This window comes from uncultured Maritalea sp., assembly GCF_937139385.1.
Taxonomy (GTDB): Bacteria; Pseudomonadota; Alphaproteobacteria; order Rhizobiales; family Devosiaceae; genus Maritalea; species Maritalea porphyrae_A.
Genome location: NZ_CAKZPW010000418.1, coordinates 1 through 12,847 on the forward strand (window position 1 = coordinate 1; position 12,847 = coordinate 12,847).

Consider the following 12,847-nt stretch of genomic DNA (forward strand, 5'->3'; position numbering starts at 1 on the left):
GCTACCCACCGTCGACAAAAACCTTTTTAAGGCTTTGCGCGTGGTTTTGGCAAAAATCGGCGCCTAGGCATTCCATGTGATCTGCCACAAACTTTCACATCGAGAGGTCAGCTAAGTAGCTGATTACTCTACACAATGATGTCTAAGAAGAATGGTGTGCCCGGACAGATTCGAACTGTCGACCGTCCGATTAAAAGTCGGATGCTCTACCAGCTGAGCTACGGGCACTTGAAATTCACTGGCGAACAGCGCGGACAATAGTTTTATTGGCTGCTAAGTCAACAAGAAAAATCCAACTTTTTGAATTTTTCTTTCACGCTCATTTAGCGAGAGAGTTCAACGCCCCCAAAACCGCTAGCTTCGCACGTCACACCAGTGCGAGAAATCTGCAAACATAGCGAAATGGCCTCTGAAATATCTGAGATTGGACCGGCTATTAATCTCAAATCACCAGAATCATTATTGATTGGCAGCAATCTCGGCTCCAAACCAATCAACAATGTGCCAACATCCGCTTTGTAGCGCTGCCAAACGATTGGCGCGCCATCAACGGTTACTGTTGGGCCTATAATCAAACCAAACTCTGTTGAGCTGACTTGCACAGCTGGTGAGTTGTCGGCAACTGTGTTTGGTATGTTCAGTACTTGCTCATCAACCTTTTCGGGCAGAGCTTGCTGCAAAGTCTCTGGCGACGCTTCTGACATTGGGCGGTTATCGAAAAGGCTTGATTGGACAACCTTCACCTCATCAGTGCTTTTGATAATTTCTTCGCCATTCGCTTCATTGATCGACGCTGTGATCAATGAACGGTCAATCGTCGCATCCGCCGGAAGTGCTTCCATAAGCATAGGAATAGTTGATTCTAGGGCCCGAACACGCCTTGAGAACTTTGAACTTGATTCCTCGCCCAGCGTTAGTCTGGTGCCAGCGATAGAGTTGGCGCGTTTGAGCGAGGCGAATTCCAGCCGAATTGACGTCAATTCGGCCTGCAATTGATTGATTGTGCCTGACGAATTTCGAGTTTCGCGTAGACCGTTCAAAAATTTCGACGGCACAAAGTTCGCAATGCTCGTTAGCAAGACCATTGATGTAACAACACCCACGGCAATGAAGCCCCAGATTTTTACGTCTGCTTGTTCAAAACGGTTGATTTCTATTGAAGCCAAACTCGTCTCCCCTGGTCCGCGCGAATCGCAAAGTCTTAACCATCATTATTGCACAAGTTGAATAATTGGTTCATGTGCTGCAGGTCTGTTTCCATTTTGCCAACACATTCTTGCAATAAATGAAATGAATAATACTCAGATTCGGAGCAGCTTCCGCACATGACTGACACATTGACCATTGTCCTTGCAGCCGGCGAGGGGACGCGCATGAAGTCGACCACGCCAAAAGTCCTGCATAAAGTAGGTGGGTTGCCCATGCTGGGACACGTGGTTTCCAGTTGCCGCGCTGCAGGGGCCAGCAAAATCGCAGTTGTGTTGGGCCCAGAGCACCAAGCTTCTGCAAACTACCTGCAAAATCTCGACCCACAAATCCATACGGTTGTTCAACACGAACGATTGGGCACTGGCCATGCTGCCATGCAGGCCAGAGAACATTGGGCTGGTTTTGACGGTTATGTTTTTGTTCTGTTTGCCGACAATCCAATGATACAGGCGCAAACAATAGCGCAAGCAAAGTCAGTTCTTGACGATGGCGCTGACTTGGTTGTTGTGGGTTATGAGCCCGCTAGCCCATTCGGCCTTGGCCGACTAATCATGGACGGCGATCAGTTGGTTAGAATTGTGGAAGAAAAAGATGCCGACGACGATCAAAAACGCGTCGGCTTTTGCAACTCTGGTATTATGGGGTTTAAGGTCAATTGTCTCAAAGCAGTTATCGATGAAATTGGCAATGATAACGCGCAGGCTGAGTTCTATCTAACGGATGCGGCGCAAATTGCACGAAGTAAGAGCTTCGTCGTAAAAACGTCTAAAAGCCAAGAAAATGAAGTGCTTGGCGTCAATGATCGCGTTCAACTTGCCGCGGCTGAGCGCGTGTTTCAGACAAGAAAGCGCACACAAGCCATGTTGGGTGGTGTTACGCTAGTTGCACCAGAAACGGTGTTCTTTTCATACGACACTCAAATTGAACAAGATGTGATAATTGAACCAAATGTTGTCTTTGGTCCCGGTGTCACGGTTAAATCTGGCGCGACCATTCATGCTTTCTCTCATTTGGAAGGTGCTTTTGTTGACAAAGACGCCAACATTGGCCCCTACGCAAGGCTTCGTCCGGGCGCGAACATGGGGGCAGGCAGCAAGGCTGGAAACTTTGTCGAGGTCAAAAAGTCAGACATCGGACCCGGCGCAAAAATCAATCACCTGACATATATCGGCGATGCGCAAATTGGTGCTGGTACTAATGTTGGGGCAGGCACCATCACCTGCAACTACGATGGAAAAAACAAATTCAAAACAACCATCGGAGAGAACGCATTCATCGGCTCAAATAGCTCACTTGTAGCACCAGTTGAGATTGCAGATGGTGCCTATGTCGCTTCGGGAAGTGTTGTTACTCACAATGTAGAAAAAGACGCACTGGCTATAGCCCGCTCCAAACAAACGAACAAATCTGGCTACGCAAATGTCATCAGACAGCGTTGGACAGAGAAGAAAGACTGAGGAAAGACTATGTGCGGAATTGTTGGAATTGTTAGCGACAAACCAGTTGCCGATAGAATTGTAGATGCGCTCAAACGTTTAGAATATCGAGGGTATGACAGCGCCGGCGTTGCGACATTTGCTGATGGCAAAATGGATAGAAGACGTGCACCCGGAAAGCTAACAAACCTAAAGAAACGCATAAGTGAAGAGCCTTTGGCGGGTAACATTGGCATCGGCCACACACGTTGGGCGACCCACGGTGCACCGACCGAAGCAAACGCGCACCCACACATGACGCAAAAGGTTGCGGTCGTTCACAATGGCATTATTGAAAACTTCCGCGAACTACGAGATGAGTTGGGCGTTGATGGCTATGTTCCTGTTTCAGAAACAGACACTGAAATGGTTGCTTTGCTTGTCACGCGTGAAATGGACAAGGGCGCAGCGCCATTTGACGCTGCTGCAGCTGTTATCAAGCGGCTCGAAGGCGCGTTCGCCCTAGCAATGATGTTCAATGGTGAGGACAATCTCATCATCGGTGCCCGTCAGGGCGCACCCTTGGCCGTAGGTCACGGCGATGGTGAAATGATTTTGGGCTCAGATGCGATTGCACTTGCTCCATTCACCAACAAAGTTACCTACCTCGAAGAGGGCGATTGGGTCGCCCTGACAAAATCAGACGTGCGAATCTTTGATATTGATGGTTCGCCGGTCAATCGACCGATTTCGACAGCAAACACCGGTGCCGCCTTGGTGAGCAAGGGAAACCACCGGCACTTCATGTCCAAAGAAATCTACGAGCAACCCGACACGATTTCGCACACGCTTTCCAATTATGTGAATTTTGCGAAACGCAAAATTCAACTGCCGCAAGAATTGCCATTTGATTTTTCCAAATTATCAAAAGTTACTATCGCGAGTTGTGGTGGTTCATATTACGCAGCGATGATCGCAAAATATTGGTTCGAAAAATACGCTCGTCTACCCGTAGAGGTCGATATAGCGTCAGAATTCCGTTACCGCGAGCCGCCAATGGAAAAGGGCGGACTGGCGATTTTTGTTTCCCAGTCTGGTGAAACCGCTGATACATTGGCTGCGCTGCGATATTGCGTGTCTCAGGGGCAACACATCGCTTCGATCGTCAATGTGGCGGAAAGCACAATTGCACGAGAATCAGATGTGGTTTTCCCAACATTGTGCGGGCCAGAAATCTGCGTGGCTTCAACCAAAGCAACAACAGCGCAACAAACTGTTTTGGCAACTCTTGCAATCGCCGCGGGCAAACAGCGTGGTGTTTTGAGTGACAAAGATGAGTCAGAACTTGTTGATGCGCTTGCAAAACTCCCTGGCGCAATGTCAAAAGCTTTGGCATCCGAACCAAAAATCGCGAGTTTGGATAAAGCATTATCCAAAGCAAAAGACGTTTTCTATCTCGGCCGAGGTGCACTTTATCCTGTCGCTTTGGAAGGTGCACTCAAGTTCAAAGAGATTACCTACATCCATGCAGAAGGCTACGCTGCTGGTGAGCTGAAGCATGGGCCAATTGCCTTGATTGACGAAAAGGTGCCAGTTGTCGTTGTCGCTCCTTCAGACGCATTGCTTGAGAAAACACTTTCCAACATGCACGAAGTGGCTGCGCGTGGTGGCAATATCATTCTCATAACAGACGAAGCAGGCGCAAAGCACGCGGGCGACGACATAAATGAGATTATTCTGATGCCAGAAGCGCACGAATTGGTGCAGCCCATAATTGCGACAGTACCGGTGCAGTTGTTGGCGTATCATACTGCGGTGTTTATGGGGACGGACGTTGATCAGCCACGTAATTTGGCGAAGTCAGTAACTGTTGAATAGCGTAATCGCCACAAGTTGAACAATAAAACGCAATGTCTGATCGCTTAAGCGCCAATCAGGCATTGCACTATAAGATAGGCGCTCTATATAGATCAGACTATGAGCGAAAAACCAGACCACAACAATCATGACGAAGAGCACCCACCTCAAAAAGTGACGGCGGGACGTCGGCTTACAAATTACTTTCTGACTGGGCTAGTGATTGCGGCTCCAGTGGGTCTGACAATCTATATAACGTGGTCAATTATCCGCTTTGTTGATGACTTTGTTAAACCGCTCATTCCACCCCAATATAACCCCGATACCTATCTCCCAATAAGCGTGCCCGGATTTGGCCTTGTAATTGGCGCTCTTGCTCTAATTATGCTTGGATTCCTAACCGCAAATCTGGTCGGCAGAACCTTGGTGCAATTTAGTGAATCAATTTTGCATCGGATGCCGTTTGTTTCAGTGCTTTATCGTGGCCTAAAACAGATTTTTGAAACTGTGGTCAGCCAAAGCCACTCCAACTTCAAACAGGTTGGTTTGATCCAATATCCCCGCCCAGGGTTGTATGCTTTGGTATTCATTTCGACGGATGCGAAAGGTGAAGTGGCCGAAAAGGTAGTTGGGAAAGATGTAACGAGTGTCTTTTTGCCAACGACACCAAATCCCACGTCAGGCTTCTTGCTGTTTCTGCCCCGTAGTGAGGTGCAAATTCTCGATATGACGGTGGAAGACGGTGCCAAATTGGTTATTTCTGCAGGGCTTGTGTCGCCAGAATATCAAAAGAAAACCGCCGAGCTTGCAGCAAAATCTGGCCTCTCTTCCAAGAAGAAATAGGTTTTTGCCTATCCTGCTCTGATCAGTGGAATCGCTAGATCTTTCCTGAACAAATAGAGCAGGGTGCGCGCTGCTTCGCCTTCAGCTCCTTGAAGTCCGGGATTGCGCTCCAACAGATCAACCGCATCATCATGTGCGATTTCCAAAAGGTCTTTATGGTAATCGGGAATTGCAATGCGAAATCCGGGCATGCCAGATTGACGCGTACCCAGCAGATCACCTTGTCCGCGCAACTCCAAATCTCGTTCAGCAATCTCAAACCCATCTTCTGTCGCACGGATGGTTTTCAGCCGCGCTTGCGCCATTTCAGTTAGTTTGTCGCCGTGCAAAAGTAAGCATGCCGATCGTTTGTCGCCTCGGCCGACACGGCCTCGCAATTGATGAAGTTGAGAGAGACCAAATCGCTCTGCATGTTCAATAATCATGATTGTAGCGTTGGGCACATCGACCCCAACTTCAATCACGGTGGTTGCAACTAAAATTGAAAGTTCATTTCGTTGAAAGCGCTCCATAACTTCCTGTTTCTCATCAGCTTTCATGCGTCCATGCACCAAGCCCACACGGTCTCCAAATACTTGGCTTAACGCTTTATGCCTATCCTCTGCGGAAACGAGGTTTAAATTTTCAGATTCTTCAACCAGGGGGCAAACCCAAAATGCCTGCGCACCTTCCGCAACCTTTGCCTTCAAGCGAGCGATAACGCGCTCATATTCGTTTGAAGAAAGGATTGCGGTATCGATTGGCTGTCTGCCTGCTGGCTTTTCTTTGAGCAAGCTCACATCCATGTCACCAAAGTGGGTGAGCACCAACGTGCGAGGAATGGGCGTGGCGGTCATCACAAGCAATTCCGTCTTGCGGCCCTTTTCTGAAAGGGCAAGTCGCTGGTGTACGCCGAAACGATGTTGCTCATCAACGACAGTCAGCCCTAGCGATTTGAAAACGACACTTGATTGGAATAGGGCGTGAGTGCCAACAACAATGTCGATTTCACCAGATTCAATGCGCGCTTGAATGGCGCGGCGCTCTCCCGCAGGCATCTTGCCGGTAAGCAAAGCCACTTGCAATCCGGCCTTTTCCCCAATCTCTGCAATCGTTGAATAGTGCTGTGTTGCCAAAATTTCAGTGGGTGCCATCAATGCGCTTTGGTGGCCCGCTTCTGCCATTGCCGCCATTGCCATTAGGGCAACAACGGTCTTACCAGACCCCACGTCACCTTGAACCAGCCGTGCCATTTTGCGATTTGAGCGCAAATCATTCTCTATGTCGGTGACCGCCGCTTCTTGACCACCTGTAAGCTTAAAGGGCAGGGCTTCGCGCACTTTTTGGGTGCTCTTACCGGTAAGGAGGCGTTGCACACCGCTTTCGCGTGTCATGGTTGCCCGCACCAATTGTAGGGTCAGCTGGCCAGCAAAATACTCGTCATAAGCCATTCGCGCTCGCGCAGCGCCTTCGATCTTTGCTTCAGCGGGCGTTTGCGGATCGTGTGTTTGGTGCATCGCTGTTTTAAACGACGGCCAACCGTTCAAATCGAGCCGTGAATGGCCAATCCATTCGGGCACATCGGGTAGCTTTGAAAGCGCATGCTGCGTCGCAAGTTGTAGTTTTTTTGACGTTAGGCCACTGGTAAGTGGGTAGACGGGTTCAACCAAAGGCAAATCATCGAATTTGTCCTCATCAACGATATAATCTGGGTGATTCAGCTGTGGAATGCCATGATAAAATGTGACGAGACCGGAGACATACTTCTTGTCGCCCACAGGTAAGGTTTTTTCCAACCAAGAAGCGCGGCCGGCAAAGTAAGAAATCACGATCTCACCGCTCTCGTCGTGCGCTTCAATTCTATAAGGAACCCGTTTGTTGTTGCGCGGGGGTGGTATGTGCCGATCGATATGCAATAGAAAAGTGGAAATTGCCCCGGGTTGAGCAAACTGCACGCCCGGTTGTTGGCGCCGATCAATGATGCCCGACGGCATATGCATCAACACATCAAGCAACACTGCATCCTGATTCTCAGGCGCACCGAAGAATGAAGCCATCAGTTTGCTCAACTGTGGGCCAACACCCTTAACGGTGCTCACGGCTGCAAAAAGTGGATTTAGAATGTCTGGACGTGCCAATGATTCTTCCCAAATCGGTGATTTCTTGCAATTTATATCCTAATTGTCCGCGGCGAAAGGCTGACAAAACCGAATTATCCGCGTAAATGGGAGCACGAAATTGGCGCAAATCAAATGGTGGTTCCCTGTGACTGGTACAAAACGTGAAAATCCTCAAGATCGTTTGAAGAAAATCAAATATCGCGCGCACCACCGTGGCACTCAGGAAATGGATATCATCCTCGGTGGCTTTGTGGATGGAGCTGTAGCAGATTACACATCAGCGCAGTTGGATGACCTTGAAGCTTTGATGAGCGAAACAGACGCAGATCTTTACAATTGGATTATTGGCAAAGAGCCGCTGGACAATGCGCCTTTTCCCGATCTTTTAAAACAGATCTCCCAGTTTCAACATGACCGCGTTTCGGACGAATAATGGCAAGTTCTAACGACAAGACACTGGCGCATGACAAGCGCTTGGATGTGAATGCGCTCTCGCCCAATCGTTTTATCACCGGTGTGCCCGATGGTATGCAGCCGGTTGAACTGGCGCGATTGGTTGAAATTGAGGCAAAGGCCAATCCATCAAGACGTGTTTCGGTTTGTTTTGTCGCGCGCGATGGCCGCCGCATGCAGAAAATGGCGGAGCTGCTAAAAAGGTTAATGCCGTCACACAATATTTTGGCGTTTCCGGCGTGGGACTGTTTGCCTTACGATCGGGTGTCACCAAATGCCTCTGTTTTGGCGGAACGGATGACGACCCTTGCTGCGCTGCGCAATGCGGCAAACGTTGGCACCGTTGTTGTAACTTCAGTCAATTCTATTGTGCAAAAAACTGTTTCAACGCAATTTGTTGATGAATTTTCTTTTAGCGTTACATCAGGTCAAGTGGTTCAAACCGAACGGCTAACTGGTTGGGCGACGGTTAATGGCTACATGCGGGTGCCAACAGTCCGTGAGCCAGGTGAATACGCAGTGCGCGGCGGCTTGATTGATTTGTTCCCAGCGGGATATGAAAATCCGCTGCGATTTGATTTTTTCGGGACCAGCCTCGAGAGCATTCGAACTTTTGACCCAGAAACGCAACGAACGATTGCGCAACAAAAAACGGCGACCATGGTGCCGATGGGCGAAATCGTTTTACACGAAGACGCCATCTCGCGTTTTCGTCGCGGCTATACCGCCAGTTTTGGCGGCAACACGGCCAACGATCCGCTATATGCTGCGATCAGTGCCGGTCAACGTTTTGCTGGCATGGAACATTGGTTACCCCTTTTCTATGAGCAAATGGGCACCTTGCCCGACTTCTTGCACGAAGCACCACTTGTGTTGGATGAGCAAGTCAATCAGGCCATCGCAGAGCGTCGCGTTCAAATCTCAGACTATTATGAAGCGCGCCGCGAAGCCTTTGAAGAAGGTGATGCAGGCACTGTTTATAAACCTTTGCCAGCAGATCGGCTGTACCAATTGGGCGACGATCTGGCTTTGGCCAACCCGGGAGATGTTGTTCAAATCACGCCGTTTGCGACTTTGGACAGCGGGTTGCTTTCAAATGAAAACCGAGAAGGTCAACTTGCCCCTAATTTTTCAAAAGAGCGGCAATCGGACAGCATAAATCTGTTTGAGGCGGTCATAGATACTGCAAAAGCAGGAGCACGCGCAAAAAAACAAGTCGTTATTGCGTGTTGGACCCAAGGCACGCGCGACCGCATGGCACAGGTGCTCAAAGATCACGACGTCACAAAAACAAAACTTATTGAGCACTGGCCCCAAGTCAAAACCCTAAATATTGGCGAAGTCGGTCTTATTGTTCTGGGCCTTGAAAGTGGCTTTGAAACCAAAGATCTTTTGGTCTTGTCAGAACAAGACATTCTTGGCGAACGCATCATTCGCGCGTCTAAACGCCGAAAAGGGGGAGAGGCGCTTACCGAGGCAACCGGGTTGGCGTCTGGCGACTTGGTGGTGCACGTAGATCACGGTATCGGCCGTTTTGTCGGCCTGAAGGCGATCGACGTTATGGGTGCCCCGCACGATTGTGTTGAAATTGCCTATTCCAAAAACGACCGCCTTTACTTGCCTGTTGAAAATATCGAGCTGCTCTCGCGATATGGATCGGATGCCGGTGATGGCATTTTGGATAAACTTGGCGGCGTTGCGTGGCAGGCAAAGAAAGCCAAGCTGAAAAAGCGCATCCGCGAAATGGCGGAACAGCTCATCCAAATTGCAGCGGCCCGCACCATGTCCAAAGGCGATGTGGTCGAACCGCAGATGGGCGTTTATGAAGAGTTCTGTGCTCGTTTCCCTTATGAGGAGACAGAAGATCAATTAACGGCGATTGATGCGATATTTGACGACCTTTCAACTGGCCGCGTGATGGATCGCCTTGTTTGTGGGGACGTTGGCTTTGGTAAAACTGAAGTTGCGCTGCGCGCGGCATTCGCTGTCGCGCTTTCTGGCAAACAAGTGGCCATTGTTGTGCCAACAACGCTTTTGGCGCGTCAGCATTTCAAAACATTCTCGGAACGTTTCGCGGATTTGCCGGTTCGGGTGCGCCAAGCCTCCCGTTTGGTGAGCGCGAAAGAACTCAAACTCACTAAAGACGGTCTGACCGATGGCAGTGTTGATATCGTTATCGGTACCCATGCTTTGCTGGCAAAAACGATAAAGTTCAAAGACTTAGGTTTGCTTGTTATCGATGAAGAGCAGCACTTTGGTGTTGGACACAAAGAGCGCCTGAAAGAACTCAAATCGAGCGTTCACGTTTTAACGCTTTCAGCCACGCCAATTCCAAGAACGCTCCAGCTTGCACTAACCGGCGTGCGAGACCTATCGCTTTTGGCCACACCGCCAGTGGATCGGCTCTCAGTACGTAGTTTCGTTTTGCCGTTCGATCCTTTGGTGGTGCGCGAGGCGTTATTGCGTGAAAAATACCGGGGCGGGCAGTCTTTTTATGTGGTTCCCCGCATCAAGGATCAGGCAGAAATTGTACGCTTTTTGGATGAGCAAGTGCCAGAAGTCAGCTATGTGGTTGCCAATGGGCAAATGCCACCAAGTGAACTCGACGACATTATGAATGCCTTCTATGACGGCAAATTCGATGTGCTAATTGCCACCACCATCGTAGAATCTGGGTTGGACATTCCAACCGCCAACACGCTCATTGTCCACCGCGCCGACAATTTTGGACTTTCCCAATTGCACCAAATTCGCGGGCGAATTGGGCGTTCTAAAATCCGCGCCTATGCGCTGTTCACAACACCAACTCATCAAAAACTAACGGACATGGCAACGCGCCGGCTCACAGTGCTGCAATCGCTGGATAGCTTGGGTGCTGGTTTCCAACTGGCAAGTCACGACCTTGATATTCGGGGTGCCGGCAATATCCTTGGGGAAGAGCAATCGGGCCACATTAAAGAAGTTGGGTTTGAACTCTATCAAGCAATGCTTGAAGAAGCAGTTGCAACGCTCAAATCTGGCGGTGATATGGACGAGGACGACGGCAAATGGTCGCCGCAGATATCATTGGGCATGCCTGTAATGATTCCAGAGGCTTACGTTCCGGATTTGCAGGTTCGCATGCAGCTCTATCGCCGTTTGGGAGATCTAACAGAATCCGCCGAGATCAATGCGTTTGGAGCCGAATTGATCGATCGATTTGGACCACTCCCTGAAGAAGTCCAACACTTGCTCAAAATTGTTCTGGTTAAATCACTCTGCCGCACCGCAAATGTTGAAAAAGTGGATGCTGGACCAAAAGGCGCTGTAATCACATTGCGCAATGGTATGTTCCCTAATCCACATGGATTGGTGCAAATGGTTGCAGATAAAAGAGAACACGCTAAAGTGCGCCCGGACCAGAAGTTAGTATTTTCGCGTAATTGGCCTGACGCCAATAAGAAATTGATGGGGGCAGCAAGAATCCTAACACAGCTGGCAAAACTGGCGGCAACTGACGCGTAGATGCATTCCATTTCTTTCACGCTATCAACCATTTGAAAGAAAATCCGTTGGATTGGTCAAACCGTCATGTTATTGCCCGAATTGAGGGTTCAAAAGGGACAGAATTTTGGCGCGCAGGATTGTCAATGAAAATTGCCTTGCGCTGCAATCAGGGAATGCAATGAATAAGATGAAAAACAAATTCGCACCGTTGGCAGTTTTTGCCGCATTGGCCTTGTTTGCTGGCGCAGCACACGCGCAAGACGCGGCTGCACAGCAACCAGTTAATCCTGAAGACAACTGGGTCAAAGTATGTGACAAATTGAAGTCTGGCGAAAAGGCGTGCATTGTGCGTCAAGTTGTATTTGCAGGCTCAACCAAGATCGGCGCATTCACATTCCGCGACGATCCATCATCCAAAAATCGTTATTTTGTGCAAGCAGAAATGCCTCTGGCGATTTCTTTGCTGTTCAACCTAAAGTGGCAGATTGATGGTGCAAAGCCATTCTATACGCCGTGGGCGACTTGTGATCCGACCAAATGCACCAGCCACTCCAATATGCCAAACGCCTTCTTGGAGTCTCTTAAGCGTGGTGCAAAACTGACAATGACCGCAAAAAACCGGGCATTCAAGGATCTTTCAATTGATATTGATTTGAACGGCTTTACCGCGGTTTATGAGGGCGACAAGGCACTCACACCTTCAGAATTCCAAAATCAACTTTCTGGACAATCAGCGCTTCAGCAACAACTGCAAGAAGCGGCTGAGAAAATCAGACAAGAAAAACAAGCTACAGAAGCTCCAGCTCCAACTGACGGGAACTAAGAGTTTGCTTTGAATTGTTTGAGTTTGAAAGGGTCGCTTTGGCGGCCCTTTTTTTATCGGCCCATGCCGAATTGAAATGCAAATTTGCGCAATGGGCTCAAGCTTTTCAGCGCCCAAACACCACCCAGTCGCACGCCTTGGGCCGGAAGCATTTCGGTGATCAACGACCGAAATAGCCCATCCACAAACCCACCAGTGCGCTTTAGGTCGCCTTGGCGCAAATCGTCATACTTTTTGCTGGCGTTGCGAGCGTCAGTTGCGGAAAACCCTGGCACCAGTCCGTCGATGGCCGCAACATAGTCTTCGACATCGCGCAAGCCCAAATTCAGCCCTTGGGCACCAATGGGCGGGAACGCGTGCGCCGCTTCGCCGATCAGAAAGGCACCGTCTTTGCCAACAACTGGTACCGCAAGATTGCTCAGGGGAAATACAAAGGCCTTTGTCAAAGGCTTTGCGTGGCCAAACAAATGGTGCGATTTTTTTCCTAGCTCTTGGGCAAAGTCTGCCGCTGGCATATTGGCGACCTTTTGCAAAACCTCATGGTCATCTAGCCAGACCAAATTGATTTTGTTATCGCCAGCGGGGACTAACGTAAATGGACCGTTTTCATAATGAAACTCAACAGAAGTTTCTTTTTCAACACGGTCAAATTCTACATCAGC

9 protein-coding genes and 1 tRNA gene are annotated in these 12,847 nt (G+C 49.3%); 6 read left to right on the plus strand and 4 right to left on the minus strand.

Annotated elements, in window-relative coordinates:
- Positions 1–152: 152 nt before the first annotated feature.
- Positions 153–228, minus strand: a tRNA-Lys gene (locus tag Q0231_RS16425).
- 95 nt (positions 229–323) lie between these two features.
- Positions 324–1,166, minus strand: coding sequence for a hypothetical protein (locus Q0231_RS16430; RefSeq protein ID WP_269394259.1), 843 nt, complete (start codon positions 1,164–1,166; stop codon positions 324–326).
- A 159-nt stretch (positions 1,167–1,325) separates the two neighbouring features.
- Between Q0231_RS16430 and glmU the strand changes: the two genes are divergently transcribed.
- The 3 genes from glmU to Q0231_RS16445 all read left to right on the plus strand — a co-directional run bounded on the left by glmU (position 1,326) and on the right by Q0231_RS16445 (position 5,324).
- The gene (glmU, locus tag Q0231_RS16435) at positions 1,326–2,666 is read left to right on the plus strand and encodes a bifunctional UDP-N-acetylglucosamine diphosphorylase/glucosamine-1-phosphate N-acetyltransferase GlmU (RefSeq protein WP_269394258.1); all 1,341 of its coding nucleotides are present in this window, start codon (positions 1,326–1,328) and stop codon (positions 2,664–2,666) included.
- A 9-nt stretch (positions 2,667–2,675) separates the two neighbouring features.
- The gene (gene glmS, locus Q0231_RS16440; RefSeq protein WP_269394257.1) at positions 2,676–4,502 is read left to right on the plus strand and encodes a glutamine--fructose-6-phosphate transaminase (isomerizing); all 1,827 of its coding nucleotides are present in this window, start codon (positions 2,676–2,678) and stop codon (positions 4,500–4,502) included.
- 99 nt (positions 4,503–4,601) lie between these two features.
- Positions 4,602–5,324: a DUF502 domain-containing protein gene (locus Q0231_RS16445; protein ID WP_269394256.1), complete on the plus strand. Its 723-nt coding sequence runs from the start codon at positions 4,602–4,604 to the stop codon at positions 5,322–5,324.
- A gap of 8 nt (positions 5,325–5,332) precedes the next feature.
- Here the strand turns inward: Q0231_RS16445 and recG are convergent, their stop codons facing one another.
- Positions 5,333–7,441 carry an ATP-dependent DNA helicase RecG gene (recG, locus tag Q0231_RS16450; RefSeq protein ID WP_269394255.1) on the minus strand — a complete coding sequence of 703 codons (2,109 nt, stop codon included), beginning with the start codon at positions 7,439–7,441 and terminating at the stop codon, positions 5,333–5,335.
- Between the two features lie 100 nt (positions 7,442–7,541).
- On the opposite strand from recG, the gene Q0231_RS16455 reads away from it, so the two are divergent.
- The 3 genes from Q0231_RS16455 (at position 7,542) to Q0231_RS16465 (ending at position 12,185) form a co-directional block, all read left to right on the plus strand.
- A complete protein-coding gene (locus Q0231_RS16455; RefSeq protein WP_269394254.1) occupies positions 7,542–7,856 on the plus strand; it encodes a succinate dehydrogenase assembly factor 2 in 315 nt (104 codons plus the stop codon).
- Entirely contained in the window at positions 7,856–11,380 is a 3,525-nt protein-coding gene (gene mfd, locus Q0231_RS16460; RefSeq protein WP_269394253.1) for a transcription-repair coupling factor, read from the plus strand. The genes Q0231_RS16455 and mfd overlap by 1 nt, the downstream gene beginning before the upstream one ends.
- 160 nt (positions 11,381–11,540) lie before the next feature.
- Positions 11,541–12,185 (plus strand): invasion associated locus B family protein, encoded by a 645-nt coding sequence (locus Q0231_RS16465; protein WP_269394252.1) that lies wholly within the window; start codon positions 11,541–11,543, stop codon positions 12,183–12,185.
- A 53-nt stretch (positions 12,186–12,238) separates the two neighbouring features.
- On the opposite strand, the gene Q0231_RS16470 is transcribed toward Q0231_RS16465, so the two are convergent.
- Positions 12,239–12,847, minus strand: a 609-nt coding sequence (locus tag Q0231_RS16470) for an FAD-dependent monooxygenase (protein ID WP_299349325.1), incomplete at its 5' end; no start/stop codon positions are given.